This window comes from Chloroflexota bacterium (genome assembly GCA_026708035.1).
Taxonomy (GTDB): domain Bacteria; phylum Chloroflexota; class UBA11872; order UBA11872; family UBA11872; genus JAJECS01.
Genome location: JAPOVQ010000011.1, coordinates 85216 through 104317 on the forward strand (window position 1 = coordinate 85216; position 19102 = coordinate 104317).

Consider the following 19102-nt stretch of genomic DNA (forward strand, 5'->3'; position numbering starts at 1 on the left):
CACGTGGGCGTCGTCCGCAACTAGTGATCCGCTCCCGTTCATGGTTCGACAAGCTCTGGGCGAACGGGCTGTAGATTCCGTACTGTCACTGTGATCACGCGCCTAGGACTCCATCGCCAGCGTCGTCGGCCGCTGGAGTGCATCGACAATCCAAGACAGGAAGCGCGCCCCGTCCGCGCCGTCGAGCGCCCGGTGATCGAACGACAGCGAGAGCGGCAGCATGAGCCGCGTTTGCATGGCGTCATTCTGGAGCGTCGGGCGTGGAACGGCGCGGCCGACGCCCAGAATGCCCACCTCGGGCGGGTTCACAATCGGGGTGAAGAATCCGGTTCCCAGCCCACCGAGGTTGCTGATGGTGAACGTCGCGCCCTGCATCTCGTCAGGCGTCAGCTTGCCGGCGCGGGCCCGCTCGGCAATGTCGGTCAGCTCGGCCGCGATCTCGATCACGCCTTTCGTATCCACGTCGCGGACCACCGGAACCAGCAGTCCGCGCTCGGTATCGGCTGCCACGCCCAAGTGGTAGTAGCCCTTCCGCACGATCTCGCCGGCGGCAAGGTCCAGGCTGGCATTGACTTCGGGGTGCGCCTTCAGCGCCGCCGCAACCACCGGCAGGATGAAGGCCGTGATCGTGAGCTTGGCGCCCTGGGCGGCCGCACGCTCCTTGTTTTCGGCGCGCAGCGCCTCGACATCGGTCACGTCGGCCTCTTGGAACAGCGTGACGTGCGGAATCGTGGTCCACGACCCAGTCAGATTGTCGGCAAGCGTCCGCCGCAGACGGCTCAGTCGCACGCGCTCGATGGGTCCCCATTGGGCAAAGTCGGGCAGCGGCATCACGATGTCCGGCGCGGGCGCCGACGGGCGGCGACGCGCATGCGCCTTGACGTCATCCATGGAGATCCGTCCGCCAGGACCTGAGCCCTCGACCTGGCGCACGTCCACGCCGATTTCCCGCGCGAAGATGCGCACCGACGGCGCGGCAGCCACCGGTCGGCCGTCGGCATCGGATTCCGCGTCTGTAAAGGGCCGTGCAACGTGGACGTCCGGGCCGACGCCTGCCGTCGTCGAATCAACGCTCGCGCGGCGCGGCGCAGCCTCGGCGCCGTCCGGCGCGCCGTCGGCGCTTGGCCCGGGCGCCTCGTCGACCTGAGGCTGAGCCTCGGAGCCAGCCGCGGCCGGCGGCGTCTCCGCGCCGTCAGATTCCAGCGTGAGAACCGGCTGGCCCACCGCAATCGTGTCGCCCGACTTCACGTGGATGCCGGTTATGGTGCCGGCGGCGTCCGTGGGCACCTCCAGCGTCGCCTTCTCGCTCTCGATCTCGATCACCGAGTCGCCGGCGTCCACGGCCTGGCCCACGCTCACCAGCACGCTCAGCACATCGGCTTCTTCGATTCCCTCGCCGAGGTCCGGCAAGCGCAGATCGACGCTCATGGCAGGCGCCGCACCTCGCCTGCACCCAGGTCTGTCGCTCGCATCAGCTCAGCCGCGGGTTGGGTTTCTCGGCGTCGATGTTCAGGTCCTCGATCGCCTCGGACACCAGCTCAGCGTCAATCCGACTCTCCTGCGCCAGCGCGTGCAGCGTCGCCAGGGTCACGAAGCGTGCATCGACCTCGAAGAAATCGCGCAAGGCCGCGCGCGTATCGCTGCGTCCGAAGCCGTCGGTGCCCAGCGCCACCAGCCGCCCCGGAACCCACTTCGCAATCAGGTCCGGCAGGGTCTTCATGTAGTCGGTGGCGGCCACGACCACCTCCGGCGCATCCGCCAGGCAGGTCGCCACATATGACGTGCGCGGCGTCCGGTCGGGATGCAGCATGTTCCATCGGTCCGCGTCCAGCGCCTCGCGGCGCAGCTGCGTATAGCTCGTCACCGACCACACGTCCGCCGCCACGCCATAGCGTGCCGCCAACATCTCTTGCGCCTCGAGGACCTCGTTGAGGATCGCGCCGCTTCCCAGCAAGGTGGCGCGCGGTTGGCCGGGTGCCGCATCGGCGGCGCGCAGGCGGTACATGCCCTTGAGAATGCCTTCCCGCACGCCCGCATCCGTCGGCAGACTCGGGTGCGGATAGGCCTCGTTGCCGAGGGTGAGGTAGTAGAACACGTCCTCATCCTGCTCGTGCATGCGGCGGATGCCCTCGCGGATGATGACCGAGATTTCATAGGCAAACGCGGGATCGTAGGCCAGACACGTCGGCACAACGGAAAACAACAGATGGCTGTGGCCGTCCTGGTGCTGTAAGCCCTCACCCGCCAGCGTCGTCCGGCCGGCGGTGGCGCCCAACAAGAATCCGCGCGTCCTCGCGTCGGCCGCGGCCCACACAAGATCGCCGACGCGCTGAAAGCCGAACATCGAGTAGTAGATGAAGAACGGCAACGTAGCGACGCCGTAGGTCGCGTGGGAGGTCCCGGCGGCGATGAACGAACTCATCGCCCCAGCCTCGGCGATTCCCTCCTCCAGGATTTGGCCGTCGGTGGCCTCCTTGTAGTAGAGGAGCGACGCCGAATCGACCGGCTCGTAGAGCTGCCCCACGGCCGAGTAGATGCCGACCTGGCGGAAGAGCGCCTCCATGCCGAAGGTGCGGGCTTCGTCGGGCACGATGGGAACGACGCGGGGACCCAGCGCCGGATCGCGCAGCAGCTTGGACAGCATGCGCACGAACGCCATGGTCGTGGTGGCGGGCCGCTCGCTCCCGGCCTCGAACTCGGCAAACACATCGGCCGGAGGCGTTGAGATCTGGCTCTTCTCCGCGCTGCGCATGGGCATGAATCCGCCGAGCTCTTCGCGCCGAACCGTGAGATAGCGGACTTCGCGACTCTCGGGCCCCGGGCGGTAGAGCGGGGCGCGACCGACGTCCTCATCGGAAATTGGAATCTTGAATCGATCGCGGAACGTCAGCAGCTCATCCTCGTTCAGCTGCTTCTGCTGATGCGTCACGTTGCGGCCTTCGCCGGCCTCGCCGAGCCCGTAGCCTTTGATCGTGCGCGCCAGCACGACCGTCGGGGCGCCCTGGTGTCGCACGGCGGCGTTGAAGGCCGCGTAGACCTTGCGCGCGTCATGCCCCCCGAGGTTCATGCGCACCAGCTCGTCGTCGCTGCGGTCGGCGACCATCGCCAGCAGCCGTTCGTCCACCCCGTAGAAGTTTTCGCGGATGTAGGCCCCGCCGGCCACGCTGTACTTCTGAAATTCACCGTCGACGATCTGGCCCGCACGGCGCGTGAGCAATCCGTCGTGGTCGTTGGCGAACAGCTCGTCCCAATCGCGGCCCCAGAGGACCTTGATCACGTTCCACCCGGCGCCGCGAAACAGCCCTTCCAATTCCTGCACGATGTTTCCGTTGCCGCGGACCGGGCCGTCCAGTCGCTGCAGGTTGCAGTTGACCACCCAGGTGAGGTTGTCCAGGTACTCGCGCCCAGCGAGGGAAATCGCCGCGATGGTCTCCGGCGCGTCGGCTTCGCCGTCGCCCACGAACGCCCACACCCGCTGGTCGGAGGGCTGCTTCAGCCCCCGATCCTCCAGGTAGCGCATGAACCGCGCCTGGTAGATCGACATCAGCGGACCCAAGCCCATGGACACGGTGGGGAACTGCCAGAAATCGGGCATCAGCCAGGGATGCGGGTATGACGAGACGCCGCCGCTGGGCATGAGCTCACGCCGAAAGTCGTGAAGCTGCTCGGCGGTCAGGCGACCTTCGAGATACGCCCGTGCATAGATGCCGGGCGCCGCGTGGCCCTGGAAATAGATGATGTCCGGCCCCTCGGGGTGATCCGGCCCGCGAAAGAAGTGGTTGAAGCCGACCTCATAGAGCGTGGCCGCCGACGCGTAGGTGGAAATATGCCCGCCGATACCGTCCGCCTCGCGGTTGGCGGCCACGACCATGGCCATCGCATTCCAGCGAATGATGCTGCGGATCTGCCACTCGAGCGCCTCGTCGCCGGGATAGGCCGGCTCGCGCTCCGGCGGAATGGAGTTCGCATAGGGCGTGCGCGCGGTGACCGGCAGCACGCCGCCGGCCCGCTGCGCGTGAATCTGCAGCTCCCGCAGCAACTCACGCACGCGCTCGTTGCCGGAAAGCCGCCGCACGTCATGCAGCGCGTCCAGCCAGTCTCGCGTTTCGACCGCGTCGGCCCCCTGACCGCCGTTCAAGGCGCCGTCGCGGTGGGTGTCTAGCTGTGCCATGGGCTCCGCCTAGAGACTACGCAAGGGTAGTACGCCCGGCGCTGGGCGCTTCAGTGGCCGCCGGACGGCCGGGATTGGCCAGGCGTCGCCTGTGGTCGTTGCGCTCTGACGGGGCGCCACCGGCGGGACGAGCGTGCCGCGCCGGTTCTCGCCCTTCATCCCAGGCGCGCGCGGTTCATGGACGCGGCGAGGGCTTGGCGACCGGCGTGGTACGAGCTGCGCACCAGCGGGCCGGATTCCACGTGGACGAACCCCAGCGCTCGGGCTTCTTCGGCGATATCCACGAACTCGTCGGGGTGATAGAAGCGCTCCACCGGCAGGTGCTTGCGCGTCGGCTGGAGGTATTGCCCCACGGTGAGCAGCTCGCAGCGGTTCGCCACCAGGTCGGCAAGCGTCGCGCGCAGCTCGTCGCGCGTTTCGCCAAGCCCGACCATCACCCCCGACTTGGTCGCCACGTCCGGCGCCAGGTCGGCCGCTCGGCGAATCAACTCCAGCGTGCGCTCGTAGCGCGCCTTGGGTCGCACGCGGCCATAGAGGCGCGGCACCGTCTCGGTGTTGTGGTTGAGCACCACCGGCCGCGCCTCCATCACCGTCGCCAGCGCGTCCCAGTCGCCCATGAAGTCGGGAATGAGCACCTCAACCTGGCACGAGGGACGCACCCGGCGCACGGCGCGAATGCAGTCGGCGAAGACGCTCGCTCCGCCGTCGGGCACGTCGTCGCGGTTGACCGACGTGATCACGCAATAGTCGAGTCCCATGCGCTCCACGGCCGCCGCCAGGCGCAGCGGCTCCAGCGGATCGAGCGCACCGGGGCGGCCCGACGTGACGGCGCAAAAGCCGCAGGCGCGCGTGCAGGTGTCGCCCAGGATCATGAAAGTAGCGTGGCCGTCGTTCCAGCACTCGCCGATGTTGGGGCAGCGGGCCTCCTCGCAGACGGTGTGCAGCGACTGCGTGCGCATCAGCCGCTTGAGGCCCGTGAAGCGGTCGCCGGTCGGCGCGCGCACCTTGAGCCACGCGGGCTTGGGGTACCGGGGCCGGACCTTAGTGGCCATTGGCGAGGGCCATCTCTGAGTCGGCATCCCGCACGACGACGTCAAATGTTTGGGCGAAGGCGGTGATGAACGCCTCCTTGGCGGCTTCGTGGTCCGGCGCTGCCCCACAGTAGCGCTCCACGGACGTTATGCCGGCGTCATGGATGCCGCAGGGCACGATGGCCTCGAAGGCCGACAGGTCGGGCGCAAGGTTGAGCGATATGCCGTGCATGCTCACGCCGCCGCGGACGTGGACGCCCAGCGCGGCGATCTTGTCGTTACCCACCCACACGCCGGGCAGCTTCTTTCGAGGTGCGGCGGGCACGCCGAGGGCAGCCAGGGTGGTCACCAGCGTTTGCTCCAGGCCGCGAACGAAACTGATGGGGTAGATGCCGCGGCGGCGCAGGTCCAGGATCGGATAGGCCACCAGCTGTCCCGGTCCGTGGTAGGTCACGTCGCCGCCGCGTTCCACGTCCACGACCTCGATCCCCTGCGCCGCCAGCCGCTCCGGCGACGCCAAAAGGTTCGCCGGGTCGCTGCGGCGGCCGCAGGTGTACACCGGCGGATGCTCCAGCAGCGCCAGGGCCTCGGCCGCCGTGCCCGCGCGAACATCGTCGGCGCGCGTCTGCTGCCACGCCCACGCATCGCGATAGGCCACCCGGCCCGCCCGGTGCACATCGACGGAGGCAGTCACCATGGCCCGAGCGTACCCATCAGGGCTGACCGATCCAAGCTGCGCCGAGGTCTCGGACTTCGGCTCGGGAACCGGGCGGGCGCTAGATCCCCGCCAGCTGCGCGAATTGCAGCTCGGTCGGCTCGGCGCAGCAGAACCAGGCTTCGGTGAGCCGCGGTCGCGCCGCCGCGCGCTCGGCGTCGATGGGAATCCCATGCGCTCGACCCTCGGCGGCCGCTCCGGCGGCATCGAGCGCAAGCGCCCGCACCGCGGCGTAGGACGACGCAATCTCCGTGTCCGCATCGGCAAGGGCCGCCACCAGCGCCCCAATCTCCGCTTGCAGCGCGTCGACCGCCGGATCGGCCGCCCGCCACGCATAGCTCAGTTGCGCCTCGTCGTACGGCCCCAGGTAGCGTTGCATGTCGGGCAGATCGAGCAGCAGCGACCCCTTTGGCAGCAGCAGCCGAATGCTGTACTGCACCGGATCGACGTTGCCCACCAGGTCGTGCCGCGCGACGAAATCGAGAATGTCCAGCACGTCGGCGAACGACGTCCACGGCGTGAATGGCAGCCAGGAGGGCCGCGTCTCGATGCCGTGGCGTCGTAGCAGGGCGATCGCCTGCCCGGCCTCGGCGGCCACGTGGCCTTTGTCCAGGCGCCCCAGGATCGTGTCGTTGAGCGACTCGAACGCCGAGATGACGAACAGGCATCCGGCGTCGGCGAACTCCGGCCACACGTGGGCGTGCTCCAGGATATGCTCGACCTTGGTGGTGCAGTCGAACGTGAGGTCCGGGAACCGCTGGTGCATGGCCCGCACCACCTTGCGCGAGTGGCGCCAGCCGTTGAGGAAGTCTGGATCGCCGAAGGTGATGTGCCGAGCGCCCGCATCGACCAGCCGCCCAATGTCGTCCAGCACCGTGTCGGCGCCGACGATGCGAATGCGACCGTCGTAGACCACCGGCACCGGACAATGGCGGCACTTGTGCACGCAGCCGTGGCTCGCCTCGACATAGCCCGCCAGACGCTCTTCGCCGTCGACGGCAAGGCGCGCGTAGCGGTCGATCGGCGGGAGCAGCTCGCGCGCCGGGGCGTGAAAGCCGTGCTTGGTGAGCTGGATGATGTCGGTCGAAAGAGTTGCCTGCCCATTCGCGCTCGATAGCGCGTCCACCCAGGCCACCAGCTCCGGCTCGTACTCGCCGGCGAGCGCCCGGTCCATCGGATGGCTTGGGTCCAGCGCCGGCGCCATTTCGCCGTAGAGGCCATAGAAACAAACTGGAACGTCAGGGTGCGTCCGGCGCGCCGCCTGCGCGGCGCTCACCGCGATGCGCATGGCCGTGTGCATCGGAACCGAGAACGCCAGCGCGTCGACGGCGTCGAGGGCGTCTGGGTCCCACATCTCGACGGCCAAGTCCAGCGCGCGCACCTCGTGTCCCGCCGCCTGCAGCGCCGCGGCCGGCGAGGCCGCATGCACCGGCTGGTGCCCCAGCTCGTAGGTCGAGACGATCAAGACCCGCATCAACATCCCGCCTCGGGACTCTCCGTTCCGGGCCGCCGCCGGGGCGCCCGGTTTGGATCGATCTCAACCTCAAGCTTCGCATGCGCGCGCCGCAGCGCCGACTCGACCGCCGCCGGCGTCTCACCCCGCGCAAACATGAATCCAAGATAGCGGTCGCCCTCGGGCAGCGGTTCGACCCAGCCGCCCGGCGCGATCGTGATTTCCAATCCCACGATGCCGGAAACGTCCAGCGCCGCCTCGCGTCCGCCCACCTCGACCAACACGCCGGCGCGGGAAATGGGCAGCATCATCACGCCCGACGCGGCATGCGCGGCGGTGGTGTCTCGCAATGGCAGATCAAGCGCATGCCGCAGGATGAGCGACTCCAGCGACACCCCCAGCCCGAATCGCAGCGATCGCGCGCAGAGGCCGCCGATAGACCGCGCAGCAACCTCGATCACCGCCACCGCGTCGCCGTCCACACGTACTTCGGCGTGCACCGGACCTTCGGTGAGACCCAGCCCCGCGACGGCCGCACTGGTCACGTCCTCGACCGCACGCTGAACCTCACCGGGTAGGCGAGATGGTGTTATGTAAAGCGTTTCTTCGAAATAGGGGCCATCGAGGGGATCCGGCTTGTCGAAGACGGCCAGCGTATGCGGCGTCCCCCTTCGCAACAGCCCCTCCACCGCCACCTCCACGCCGGGCGCGAATCGCTCGATCAGCAACGGCGCAGGCAGGTCCTCATCGGACCCCGCCAACATCCGCTGGATTCGCGCCGCCGCAGCGCTGGCTTCCGCTGGAGTGTCGGCCCGGATCACCCCTTGGCTGCCCGACAGTCCCACGGGTTTGATTACCACCGGGAAGCCGAGCTCCGCCGCCGCGGCCGCCGGGTCCGCATCACCGTCAACGAGCGAAAACGCCGGCTGGGGCACGCCGGCCTGCGCCAGCCGCCGTCGCATGGCGGCCTTGTCCCGCGTGAGCGCCGTGGCCGCGGGCGGACTGTGCGCCAGCCCCAATCGCTCGGCGGCAAGCGCGGCCGCCCCGACTCCCGCATCATCCACCGGGACGATGGCATTGAGCGGCGCCTCGTCGGCAAACTCGACGATGGCGTCCGCCGCGATCTCGGGACGGTGCAGCGGCAGCTCGATCACGCGCGATCCAATCACGTCGTCCAGCGCGTGACGTTGCTCGGCGCCAACGACGACCTCGACGCCAAGCTCCCGCGCGGCTTCGAGAAAGTCGGCCGCGCGGTACGCCCGCGTCGGCAGCAGTAGGAGAACCCGGCGCATCGTCCTATGATGAACCACGAACGGACGACGCGCCGCACGCCCGCTGGATGGGGAGCATGACCCTGGAACACGAGACTGAAGTCTTCATCAGCGACGCCGCGCGCGACTTGGTGCTCGATTTTCGCGCGCGCTCCGACCGGCCGGACAGGGACGACCTGGCCATGTGGATCGAGGTCACCGGAATCTCGGGGACCGGTTTCAGCTACGACATGTACTTGAAGAGCTCGCAGGACGCGGCACCCGACGATGCAGTCGTAGAAGTCGCCGCCGGGCTCAACGTCGTCGTCCGCGCCGGGAGTACCGACCAGCTCGACGGCGCCACGATCGACTATCGCTCCGCCCCGAACGGCGGTGGCCTATTCGTCGACAATCCCAACACGCCGAGCCCGGTCGCCGGACCGGCGGCCCGCGATGTCCCCGCGCCACAGCTCAGCGGTGCAGTGGCGGATCAGGTCGCGCAGATTCTCGAGCAGCAGATCAATCCCGCCATCGCCGCGCACGGGGGGCATGCCGAGCTCGTCTCCGTCGAGGACGGCGCGGCGTACCTACGCCTGAGCGGCGGATGCCAGGGGTGCGGCATGGCGTCCGTCACCCTGACGCAGGGCATCGAGGTGGCCATTCGCGAGGCCGTCCCCGAAGTCACGCGGGTGATTGACGTGACCGACCACGCCTCGGGCACCAATCCCTACTTCGAGGCGTCGAAGAAGTAGGTCGGCGCGGCTGCTAGTCGGCCCTCTCGAACGTGCGGTCGCTCGAAGCTGCGCTCCGTCCCGGATGCGGCACGAACGGCACGCCCTTGAGCCTGAGCCGCAGCGCCTGCCAGTAGATCGCCGCGGTTACGCGCGCCGTCATGAACGGATAGCGAACCAGCGCGCCGGTGAGCGCACGGGCCGTCATGGGTCGGCGGCAGAGCGAAAGGTCAGCTTCAAAGAGTGGCGCCGAGGCCCGGATCGCCACCATGCGCACGTCGAGATCCACGCCCGGCGCCGTCGCCGACAGGCGGTACTCCATATCCATGGTCATGAAGGGCGATACGTGCAGGGCCTTTGAGAATTCGGCTCGGAGCTTGTCACCCTCGCCAGCCGGCTCCACGACGTAGGCGTGACGCTCGCCCCACGGCGTGTTCGTGACCTCGGCCACCAACGCCTCGACTCGCTCGCCGCCGGGCGTGAAGCAGTAGTAGACGCTGATCGGATTGAAAACATAGCCGAAGTAGCGCAGGTGGGTTAGCAGGCGAATAGGTCCCTCGGGCCGGCGACCAGTCACCTCGTGGACGCGTCGGCGCACGGATTCGTCCAGCGGCAGCGCCGGATCGCCGAAGTGATCGGCTCGGCGAAACCACGCCAGCGCCGGACGCCGCGCCGACCAGAGCCAGTGCCCGTCGAACACTCCGGGCAGCTCCGCCAGATCGAGGTAGACCATGAAGAGCGGAAATCGAAACTCGTGCGCGACCGGTCGTCGCCGCCGGTGCGTGACGACGCCCGTGTAGAGGCCACTCGCGCCGCTCATGGGCCGGCCTCGATCGCCCGCGCCACACGCAGGCCGCTCACGACGCCGTCCTCGTGGAAGCCATAGCGCCAGTAGGCGCCCGCATACCAGGTCCGGCGCCGGCCGTTCACCTCGGTCCACCGGCGCTGAGCGGCAATCGCCGCGCGGTTGAGAACCGGGTGGTGGTAGGTCATGCGGGCAATCACGGCCGCCTCGTCAATGCGCTCGTCCTGGTTGAGCGTGACGCAGAAGGTCTCGGGCGCGTCCAATCGCTGCAGGCGGTTCATGTTGTACGTCGTCGCCACCCGCTGCCCGCCGTCCGGGGCAATGTAGGAGTTCCACGCGGCCCAGACGCGGCGCCGCCGGGGAAGCAGGCTCGTATCGGTATGCAGCACGACGCTGTTGGCCTGGTAGTCGATGGCCCCAAGGACCGCGCGTTCCTCGGGGCTGGGATCGTCGAGCATCCGCAGCGCCTGATCGCTATGGGTCGCGAGCACCACCTGGTCGAATCGGGCGACATGCCCGCCGGCAACGGTGACGTCGACGTGGTCGTCCGCTCGCCGCACGCGGGTCACGGGCGCGCGGACATGGATTCGATCGCGAAATGGCCGAGCCAACGCCTCGACGTACTCGCGCGCGCCGCCGGTGATTGCCGACCAGCGCGGCTTGCCCCGGATTCCCAGCAGTCCGTGGTTGTGGAAGAACCGCACAAACGCTTCAACTGGGATCTGGCCGAAGCGCGCGGGGTCAGTTGACCAGATGGCGGCGCCCATCGGCACCAGATAGAGCTCACGGAAAACACGGGAGAAGTCCGCGCCTTCCAGGTATTCGTCCAGCGTGAGTCGCTCGTCGGCCTCCAGCAGCTTGGGCGCCTGGCGATTGAAACGCAGGTAGTCGCGCACCAGCCGCAAGAACGCGGGGCGCGCCAGGTTGCGGCGCTGGGCGAACACGGCATTCAACGACGCCCCGCTGTACTCGATGCCCGTGCGATCGCAGCGCACGGAGAAGCTCATCTCGGACGGCTGCGTCGGGACGCGGAGGTCGTCCAGGATGCGCAGGAATTCGGGATAGGTACGGTCGTTGAAAACTACGAATCCGGTGTCGACCGCATAGGTGCGGCCGCCGCTGGACACGTCAATCGTGCGGGAGTGGCCGCCTGTTTCGTCGCCCGCCTCGAAGACCGTGACGTCATCGTGTGCATGCAGTTGGCGCGCCGCGACGAGACCCGACACCCCGGCGCCGATGACGGCGATTCTCATGGGCTGCGGCGCCTTGCGTCAGCGCCCTGGCTCGGCGGTCGCTCGTGGGCGGTCATGTTGCGTTCAACGCACTAGGCGTGCCGCTGCGCGTGGGCTTTCGCAACCGTCTCGGGAGCAAGCAGATGATGCGCCACCACCCACTCTTGTCCCCCGCGATAGGCAAACAGCTCCTCGCAGGCGATGAAGAAGAGCCGCCACCGCATCAACCAGAGACTCGCCGCATCGTTGCCGTACGCGCCCCGGAAGAGTTCGTGGATCTGTGGGCGGCGGCTGTCGAGGTTTCTCAGCCACGCGTGCAACGTCCGGGCGTAGTGCCGTCCGTTCACGACCCAGCGATCGACGGTGCGCACCGCCGGAGCGGATTCATCGAAGAGGTCGAGGCTGGGCATCGTCCCACCGCTGAAGAACCAGCGCGCCATCCAGCCGTCCTCGGGCTCGAAGGCGTAGGCGTGCCGCACGTGGCTGAACACGTGCACGAAGATGCGGCCGCCGGCGTCAAGCCGCGCGGCCATTTTCGCCAGCAATGCGCCGTGATCGCGGATGTGCTCCAGCATCTCGATGCTGACGATCCGGTCGAAACGACCGGGAATGTCATCCGCCGCGGCATTGGCATGGATCACTTCCAGGTTGCCCAAGCCACGCGCCTGCGCCTCGACGACGATGTGGTCGCGCTGGGTGCGTGAGTTGGTGACGGCGGTGATCGTCGACCTCGGGTAGCGCTGCGCGGCCCACAGGGCAAGGGAACCCCAGCCGCACCCCAGATCGAGCACGCGCTGGCCGTCGGCGAGATCGGCGCGCTGCGCGCACAGCTCCAGCATGGCGTCCTCCGCGTCCGCCAGCGTCTCGACACCCGCAGGCCAGAGGCAGCTGCTGTACTTCAGCCTGGGACCAAGAATCGCTCGAAAGAACTCGGTCGGCACTTCGTAGTGCTGCCGGTTGGCAGCGTCCGTCGCAACGGCCGTTGGTCCGCCCCGCATGGCGTGGAAGCGCTCCTGGGGTTTGCCGCGGTTCAGCGCTCGCAGCCGTCGCCGCAGGGCAAATCGCACGCCCAGGCGCAAAACGCCGTCGGGAACGATCCCCCGCGCCGCCAGCCGCTCGAACCAGGCCGATTGGCTATCCACGTCGTCCCAGGAAGGGGATGCGCGGGAAGAACGCCGGCGTGGACTCCACGTACTCGCGATAGCCCGGCTTGGCCTCGATCATGCTGCGCTCGAGCAGCGTCACGCCCGACACCCGCGCCAGCAGCACCGTCATCACGAGCGGGCCGATCAGCGTCCACCACGCGCCGGCGGCCAGACCCAGGCAGCCAAAGCCCCACCACACCACGGCGTCGCCGAAGTAGTTTGGGTGCCGCGTCAGCCCCCAGAATCCGGCTGACAGCACGCGGCCTCGATTGGCTGGATTGGCTTTGAACCGCGCCAGCTGCAGGTCGCCGCCCGCCTCGAAGGCGAAGCCGATGGCCCAGAGCGCGATGGCGGCCACGTCCCAGGCAGTCGGCAGGGACGGCTCCGGCGCCGCCAGCGCCGCCAGCAGCGGCAACGCGACCACCCACATCACCACGCCCTGGAGCAGGAAGACGGTGAAATAGCTGCGCCACCAGAAGGCGCTTCCGGCGTTGGCGCGGAACTTCTGATAGCGCGGATCCTCGGGTTTGCCATGGTTGCGCCACCCGATGTGCCCCGCCAGGCGCAGGCCCCACACCGCCACCAGCACCAGCAGCAGCGCGCTGCGTCCGGCATCGCCCGAGCCGAGCCACGCGGCGAGCGCCCCGGTCACGATGAATCCCAGTCCCCAAAATACGTCCACGATGGACGCATCCCGCAGCAGCAGGCTCAGCAGCCACACCACGGTCATGAAAACGCCGATGGCCGCGGCGGTGTAGCCCAGGAGTCCGGGATCGGCCATCAGCTTGATTGCTTCAGAGTCCGTCGAACCGGGAGATCATGCACCGGCGCTAGCCGCCGATCTGAAACATCTCGACCTTTTGCACGTCCGGTCCGTGGCCGTCGTCGCTGATCATGCCCGCGCGCGCCTCGGAGTAGCGGTCGCGGCGGACCTGCCAGACGCCGCCGATCAGCTCGCGCAGCTCCGCGTCCGTGGCGCCCTCGCGCATGGGCGTCCGCAGGTCGGTGCCGCCGAACGCGAACAGGCACGTCAGCAGGTGCCCGTCGGTTGACAGCCGCGCGCGCGTGCAGGCCCCGCAGAAGGGCTTACTCACCGACGCGATGACGCCGATCTCCCCGCCGCCGTCGCGATAGCGGAACCGATTGGCAACCTCGCCCGGGTAATTGGGCGGCAGTGGCTCCAGCGGGAACTCGGCCCCGATGCGCTCCACGATCTCGTCGGCCGTGACGACCTCGTCCAGCTTCCACTGGTTGAGGTTTCCCACGTCCATGTACTCGATGAACCGCACCGTATGCCCAGTTCCGTGATAGTGGCGCGCCAGGTCGACGATGGTGTGGTCGTTCACGCCTCGCACGACCACGCAGTTCAACTTGATGGGCGAGAGGCCGACGCGCTCGGCGGCCGCGATGCCTTCCAGCGTCGCGTCGACGCCGTAGCCCCGCCCGTTCATCGCCCGAAACACCTCGTCGTCCAGGCTGTCCAGGCTCACCGTCACCCGCTGCAAGCCGGCGTCGGCCAGGGCCTCGGCGTGCCGCCCGAGCAGGTGGGCGTTGGTCGTGAGCGCCAGGTCGTCGACCGGCAGGGCCGCCAGCATCGACACCAGGTTCGGCAGGTCCGCCCGCAGCAACGGCTCGCCGCCGGTCAGGCGAAGCTTTTGCACGCCAAGCTCGACGAACAGCCCCGACAGCCTCGCGATCTCCTCGAACGTGAGGATCTGGGACTTGGGCAAGAACGTGTAGTGCTCACCGTAGACCTCGGCCGGCATGCAGTAGGGACAGCGGAAATTGCACCGGTCCGTCACCGAGATGCGCAGGTCGCGCATGTGGCGGCCAAGTGTGTCGACGGGCGCGGTGGCGATGGCGGCAGGCACGCGGGGCGTGAATCTCCAGGTCGTCTTCACCCTGAGTTTACGCAGTGGGCGGCCCGAATCCGCGTCAGGTACCGTGAGCGACCAGACACTCATCGAGGGCGCGCACCATGCCACTACGCGATGTGTCCGAGGTCGAGACGGTCGCGGGCGACTTCAACGACGGCCTGGACCACCCCGAAGGCGTCACCTGGGGCCCCGACGGGCAGCTCTACGCCGGCGGCGAGGCGGGCCAGATCTATCGCGTGGACCCCGACAGTGGGGCCATCACCCAGATCGCGCAGCACGAGGGCTTCCTGGGCGGCGTGGCCTGCGACGCCGAGGCGAACGTCTACGTCTGCGCCGCGTATGGCGGCGCGGTCGTGCGCGCCGGCGCTGACGGCAGCGTCACCGAGATCACCCGCGGCACCGCCGACCGGCCCATGGAAACGCCCAACTATCCCTGCTTCCACCCCTCCGGCGACCTCTATGTCTCCGACTCGGGCGAATGGGACCACGACACCGGGCGGATCTACCGCGTGCGGCCCGACGGCTCGACGGACCTGGTGAGCGAGGCGCCGCGATTCTTCGCCAACGGCATGTGCGTCGACGCCGCGGGCGAGTGGCTCTACGTGGTCGAGTCCCAGATGCCCGGCGTCAGCCGCCTGCGCGTGCTCGCCGACGGAACCCTGGGCGAGCGCCAGGTCGTGGCCACCCTCCCCGGCGACGTGCCGGACGGCGTGCAGTTCGACGTCGAGGGCACGCTGTACATCACGCTCTACACCCCCAGCCGCATCTACCGCCTCGAGCCCGAGGGACGCATCCAGGTCCTCGTCGACGACCCCAACCACACGCAGCTCTCCTCGCCCACCAACATCGTCTTCGGCGGCCCCGACCTCACCGACCTCTTCACCGCCAACCTCGGCCGCTGGCACCTCAACCGCCTGCGCATGGCCGTCCCAGGCATCCCGCTGGCGTATCCTCCGCCGATCGGGCAATAGAGAGGTCCCGCCCGAGCCCCTTCCCCCTGACAGGGGGAAGGCTGGGATGGAGGTCCTGTACTGACGCTGAGCCGGGACGGCTCTGCATGAACAAATAGACACGTTTCCGCCTACCCACCGCCCATCACACCCTAGGCATCCAGCGTAGGCCGAGCACCCGCTCCCAGTCTGGTCGGATTGGAGTGAAACAATAGATACGTTCCACTAGAATGCAATAGGAATTTCATTTCAACTGGGCGGGCATGCTTCCGGCCAACCGGATCGCCGCTGAGCGGCGACACGACGAATGACCCCCACGGTCGAGCGTCCCAACAGAGACGCGCTTCAGCAGGCGCTCGACATCTATCGGGACGCTATGCGTCCCTTCATCGTCAGAACGTTGCGGCAGGTTCAAGGCCAACAGGTCGAAGACCTCATCGCCAATTCCCTGCACTACAACCAGGCCGACCGCTTTCGGCAGAACCTGCACGAGCACGACGGGAGCCTCGAAGCCGCCATCGACATCGGTGACTTCCCGAACATCATCGGCCGCAACTGGCGGGACGCATTCAGCCGCCAGTTTCCAGGCGACAACAGCGTTCAGAGCACGGCCTGGCTCATCAAGGGCTCACGTGACAAGGCGGCGCATCCGGCCCCGCGTGACCTGGACACCGAGTACGCGCGTGTTCACCTCTTCCACATCGCCGAAGTCCTCGGGTTGATCAATAGGCCCAATGAAAAGCGTGAGGTCGAACGGATCAGGGACCGGTTGCTTGCCGCGGATGCCCCCGGCGAGGCGCCCAGGGAGCAACCGGCCAAGCCCACGGCGGCTAGAGACGGGCGCCGCGAACTGCCAGCAACCTCACCCCCTGGCGCCAGGTCATCAAACCCAGTCCCGATGTCTCCCAGGGCACATTCCGGCAAGCCGAATTCGCGGCAGATCTTCAGCAGGTTCATGACGGACGCGCCAGCGCCACCGAATACGGCAACCCCGTCGATTTCTTCAATCACACCTACATCACCCCCGGCCTTCGCACACTGCTGGTCAGCACCCTGCAGCGGCTTGCCGGCAGCGGCGGCGATCCGGTCATCCAAACCAAGACCGGATTCGGTGGCGGGAAAACGCACAGCCTGATCGCCCTCTATCACCTTGTGAACCACGCTGGCGCCCTGCTCAACCCGTCATCCCAGGCCGGACCGCAGCGCACCAGCGCCGAGTTGGGCGAAATCATGCGCGAAGCGGGCCTGGAATCGGACGCCGAGTTTCAGGCCAGCGTCGCCGTCCTTGACGGCACGCATCTGTCGCCCACCGACACCACCGCCACCGAAGAAAAAGGGGACCCACTGAACACCCTCTGGGGTCAGATGGCGTATCAGCTCGGCGGCCAGGACGCTTACGAGATCGTCGGCCCGGCGTCGCGCAAGGGCGTTGCGCCGGGCGGCGCTCAACTGGATGAGCTCTTCAAGTACGTGGGGCCATGCGTGGTCCTCATCGACGAGCTCGTCGCCTACGTGCGAAACGCGGGCGCCGCCCAGGACAACATCTACACATTCGTTCAGGCGTTGACCCAAGCGGCGCGACGCAACGACGGCGTGGTGCTCGTGATTACCTTGCCCGACAGCCACGCCGAAGCGGGTGGCGTTGGCGGCGCAGAGGCGTTGGAGCGACTCGAGCGTCTGCTCGGGCGCATTGAAGCCGTTTGGAAACCGCTCGAAGTCAACGAGGCGTTCGAGGTTGTGCGCAGGCGGCTCTTCGACGAAGTCGCTGACTACGCCGAACGCGACCGTACGTGCGAAGCGTTTGCCGCAATGTACAGCCGCTCGCACAGCGACTTCCCCCGTGAGGCCGCCGAGCAGCGCTATTTGGATCGGCTAAAGGCCTGCTACCCCATTCACCCGGAAATCTTCGACCGCCTCTACGAGGATTGGTCGTCGATCCAGCGTTTCCAGCGCACGCGCGGCGTGCTACGGATGCTGGCGGTTTGCGTCAGCCGCATCTATCTGGACGACGACCGTCAGCCCCTGATTCAACCCGCCAGCCTGCCGCTCAGCGATCCCGCGCTGGCTGACGAATTCGTCAAGCTGCTCAGCGAACAGTGGCAGTCCGTGCTGTCGGAGGTCGACAGCGACGATTCGCGCACTGACGATATCGATCAGGGTCTCCAGAGGTTCGCCGACGTTGGTGGCGCCGCCCGCCGCATAGCCCGCACGATCTTCTTGGGCAGCGCGCCCAGCGGCGCCGTCAAAGGCATCGATGAACGGCGGATTCGCCTGGGCGTCGTGCAGCCAGGGCAGGGCGTGTCGGTCTACAACGAGGCCCTCGGCCGCATGAGCGGCGGCCTCTATTACCTGTATGCAAGCGAAGGACGCCACTACTTCCACGCCGAGGAGAACCTCAACAAGGTTGCCGCGGACCGCCGGGACGGACTCCATGCCTCTGAGGTCGACGCGCGCATCGTTCACGAGTTGCAGGAAGCCGTCGGACGCCGCTCGGACGTCCTAGTCTGCCCGCGGGACACGGCCGACGTGCCCGAAGCCCAGCACGTCCGCTTGGTCATCCTGCCGCCTGACGCCTCGCGCCCGACTCGCGCCACCGAGCACGACGATGCCAATGACCTGGCCCTAGAGATCCTCCAGCAGCGCGGCGACGCCGCTCGAGTGCGCCGCAACACCTTTCTCTTTCTCGCGGCGCGACGTGACGAAATCCGGGACCTTAGGAACAAGGTAAGCGACTACCTGGCCTGGCACTCCATCGTGAGTGGAGCAGCCAGCATTGAGAACCTTTCAGGCGATCGTCGGACGCAGGCCCACGGCAGCTTGCGCGACGCCGAACGCGCCGTTCGCGGCGCGCTGGTCCAGGCTTACCGCCAGGCACTGGCCCCGGTTCAGGACGATCCGCAACGCGCGGAATACCGGCTGTCCGTGGCCGAAGTCAACGCCGTGGATGCCGACGGCGCAATCGTGGACGCCGCCTTCCGTCGCTTTCGCGACGACGAAACGCTGGTCGAAACCATCTCGCCCACGGCGCTCGCCAGCCTGCTGCGGCAATACGTCTGGCGCAACGGCGCCAACCCGCGGGACCACATCAGCGTCGATGCCCTCTGGGACATGCTTACCAGCAACGTCTACATGCACCGCCTGCGCAATCGCACCGTGCTGGATCGCGCAATCGCCCAAGGTGTGTCGGAGGGCGCGTTTGGCCACGCCAGCGGGTACCAGGCAGACGGTTATCAAAACTTCCGCTTCGGCGAGCCGCAGAACGAACCCCTGTTCGGTGCCGTCGCCGAACGCGACCCGGGTCTGCTGGTCAGCCCCGAGATGGCGAGACTGGTGAAAGACGAGCCGCCGCCGCCCGACGTTGAGCCAGCCCCGCCGGATGGAGGGAACACGGACGGCACCGGGACCGGAACCGGCACGGGTACAGGTACGGGAGTTGTAACACCGCCGGTAGTCGATCCCCCACCGCGCGGCCCCAGACGAATAGTTGCCGTCAAATCGATTCAGGACGCGATTTCACTGGATGACATCGACCGCCTGCGCGACGACATCATCGAGAACCTACGCCACGACGGCGGACGGGTGACCATCGAGATCAAGGTCATCGCTGAAAACCCCGACGGCTTCTCCGAGGGTACTGCCCGCGCAGTCCGGGAGAACAGCTCCCAGCTCGGGCTCCAGTACCAGCCGGATGACCAGGGTGGTGACCTATTCGTACCATCCTCCCCCGTTCGGGAGACCTGAG

The 19102-nt window shown here is 67.8% G+C and carries 16 protein-coding genes; 3 read left to right on the plus strand and 13 right to left on the minus strand.

Annotated features, from left to right (window positions below; translation table 11 throughout):
* Positions 1-102 precede the first annotated feature (102 nt).
* The 6 genes from OXG33_04755 to OXG33_04780 all read right to left on the minus strand — a co-directional run bounded on the left by OXG33_04755 (position 103) and on the right by OXG33_04780 (position 8662).
* Positions 103-1428 (minus strand): dihydrolipoamide acetyltransferase family protein, encoded by a 1326-nt coding sequence (locus OXG33_04755; protein MCY4113236.1) that lies wholly within the window; start codon positions 1426-1428, stop codon positions 103-105.
* A 43-nt stretch (positions 1429-1471) separates the two neighbouring features.
* On the minus strand, positions 1472-4171 hold the full coding sequence (aceE, locus tag OXG33_04760) for a pyruvate dehydrogenase (acetyl-transferring), homodimeric type (protein MCY4113237.1): 2700 nt from the start codon (positions 4169-4171) through the stop codon (positions 1472-1474).
* A 155-nt stretch (positions 4172-4326) separates the two neighbouring features.
* A complete protein-coding gene (gene lipA / locus OXG33_04765; protein ID MCY4113238.1) occupies positions 4327-5223 on the minus strand; it encodes a lipoyl synthase in 897 nt (298 codons plus the stop codon).
* Positions 5213-5899 (minus strand): lipoyl(octanoyl) transferase LipB, encoded by a 687-nt coding sequence (lipB, locus tag OXG33_04770; protein ID MCY4113239.1) that lies wholly within the window; start codon positions 5897-5899, stop codon positions 5213-5215. The genes lipA and lipB overlap by 11 nt, the downstream gene beginning before the upstream one ends.
* 79 nt (positions 5900-5978) lie before the next feature.
* The gene (locus tag OXG33_04775; GenBank protein ID MCY4113240.1) at positions 5979-7391 is read right to left on the minus strand and encodes a CUAEP/CCAEP-tail radical SAM protein; all 1413 of its coding nucleotides are present in this window, start codon (positions 7389-7391) and stop codon (positions 5979-5981) included.
* Positions 7391-8662, minus strand: a complete 1272-nt coding sequence (locus OXG33_04780) for an ATP-grasp domain-containing protein (GenBank protein ID MCY4113241.1) — start codon at positions 8660-8662, stop codon at positions 7391-7393. Before OXG33_04780 ends, OXG33_04775 begins: the two co-directional genes overlap by 1 nt.
* Positions 8663-8718: 56 nt before the next feature.
* Here OXG33_04780 and OXG33_04785 point away from each other — a divergent pair, with 56 nt between their 5' ends.
* The gene (locus tag OXG33_04785; protein ID MCY4113242.1) at positions 8719-9372 is read left to right on the plus strand and encodes a NifU family protein; all 654 of its coding nucleotides are present in this window, start codon (positions 8719-8721) and stop codon (positions 9370-9372) included.
* A 13-nt stretch (positions 9373-9385) separates the two neighbouring features.
* Here OXG33_04785 and OXG33_04790 read toward each other — a convergent pair whose 3' ends face one another.
* The 5 genes from OXG33_04790 to moaA form a co-directional block, all read right to left on the minus strand.
* Entirely contained in the window at positions 9386-10171 is a 786-nt protein-coding gene (locus tag OXG33_04790; protein MCY4113243.1) for a DUF1365 domain-containing protein, read from the minus strand.
* Positions 10168-11409, minus strand: coding sequence for an FAD-dependent oxidoreductase (locus OXG33_04795; GenBank protein MCY4113244.1), 1242 nt, complete (start codon positions 11407-11409; stop codon positions 10168-10170). Before OXG33_04795 ends, OXG33_04790 begins: the two co-directional genes overlap by 4 nt.
* 71 nt (positions 11410-11480) lie before the next feature.
* On the minus strand, positions 11481-12530 hold the full coding sequence (locus OXG33_04800; protein MCY4113245.1) for a cyclopropane-fatty-acyl-phospholipid synthase: 1050 nt from the start codon (positions 12528-12530) through the stop codon (positions 11481-11483).
* The gene (locus OXG33_04805; protein MCY4113246.1) at positions 12523-13314 is read right to left on the minus strand and encodes a DUF1295 domain-containing protein; all 792 of its coding nucleotides are present in this window, start codon (positions 13312-13314) and stop codon (positions 12523-12525) included. Before OXG33_04805 ends, OXG33_04800 begins: the two co-directional genes overlap by 8 nt.
* Before the next feature lie 49 nt (positions 13315-13363).
* Positions 13364-14392 carry a GTP 3',8-cyclase MoaA gene (gene moaA, locus OXG33_04810; GenBank protein ID MCY4113247.1) on the minus strand — a complete coding sequence of 343 codons (1029 nt, stop codon included), beginning with the start codon at positions 14390-14392 and terminating at the stop codon, positions 13364-13366.
* Positions 14393-14511: 119 nt separating this feature from the next.
* Here moaA and OXG33_04815 point away from each other — a divergent pair, with 119 nt between their 5' ends.
* Complete coding sequence (locus OXG33_04815; GenBank protein MCY4113248.1) at positions 14512-15381, plus strand: SMP-30/gluconolactonase/LRE family protein; 870 nt, start codon at positions 14512-14514, stop codon at positions 15379-15381.
* 223 nt (positions 15382-15604) lie between these two features.
* Here OXG33_04815 and OXG33_04820 read toward each other — a convergent pair whose 3' ends face one another.
* Both OXG33_04820 and OXG33_04825 read right to left on the minus strand, forming a co-directional pair.
* A complete protein-coding gene (locus OXG33_04820; GenBank protein MCY4113249.1) occupies positions 15605-15856 on the minus strand; it encodes a hypothetical protein in 252 nt (83 codons plus the stop codon).
* 191 nt (positions 15857-16047) lie between these two features.
* On the minus strand, positions 16048-16521 hold the full coding sequence (locus OXG33_04825; GenBank protein MCY4113250.1) for a hypothetical protein: 474 nt from the start codon (positions 16519-16521) through the stop codon (positions 16048-16050).
* Between OXG33_04825 and OXG33_04830 the strand changes: the two genes are divergently transcribed.
* Complete coding sequence (locus OXG33_04830) at positions 16513-19101, plus strand: DUF499 domain-containing protein (protein MCY4113251.1); 2589 nt, start codon at positions 16513-16515, stop codon at positions 19099-19101. The two genes, OXG33_04825 and OXG33_04830, sit on opposite strands and share 9 nt — an antisense overlap.
* Position 19102 lies beyond the last annotated feature (1 nt).

Bases quoted from the DNA above. Each gene is read 5' to 3' on its own strand.
- lipB (MCY4113239.1), bottom strand. From the start codon at position 5,899: ATGGTGACTGCCTCCGTCGATGTGCACCGGGCGGGCCGGGTGGCCTAT.
- lipA (MCY4113238.1), bottom strand. From the start codon at position 5,223: ATGGCCACTAAGGTCCGGCCCCGGTACCCCAAGCCCGCGTGGCTCAAG.
- OXG33_04755 (MCY4113236.1), bottom strand. From the start codon at position 1,428: ATGAGCGTCGATCTGCGCTTGCCGGACCTCGGCGAGGGAATCGAAGAA.
- OXG33_04785 (MCY4113242.1), top strand. From the start codon at position 8,719: ATGACCCTGGAACACGAGACTGAAGTCTTCATCAGCGACGCCGCGCGC.
- aceE (MCY4113237.1), bottom strand. From the start codon at position 4,171: ATGGCACAGCTAGACACCCACCGCGACGGCGCCTTGAACGGCGGTCAG.
- OXG33_04790 (MCY4113243.1), bottom strand. From the start codon at position 10,171: ATGAGCGGCGCGAGTGGCCTCTACACGGGCGTCGTCACGCACCGGCGG.
- OXG33_04815 (MCY4113248.1), top strand. From the start codon at position 14,512: ATGCCACTACGCGATGTGTCCGAGGTCGAGACGGTCGCGGGCGACTTC.
- OXG33_04805 (MCY4113246.1), bottom strand. From the start codon at position 13,314: ATGGCCGATCCCGGACTCCTGGGCTACACCGCCGCGGCCATCGGCGTT.
- OXG33_04775 (MCY4113240.1), bottom strand. From the start codon at position 7,391: ATGCGGGTCTTGATCGTCTCGACCTACGAGCTGGGGCACCAGCCGGTG.
- OXG33_04795 (MCY4113244.1), bottom strand. From the start codon at position 11,409: ATGAGAATCGCCGTCATCGGCGCCGGGGTGTCGGGTCTCGTCGCGGCG.
- OXG33_04780 (MCY4113241.1), bottom strand. From the start codon at position 8,662: ATGCGCCGGGTTCTCCTACTGCTGCCGACGCGGGCGTACCGCGCGGCC.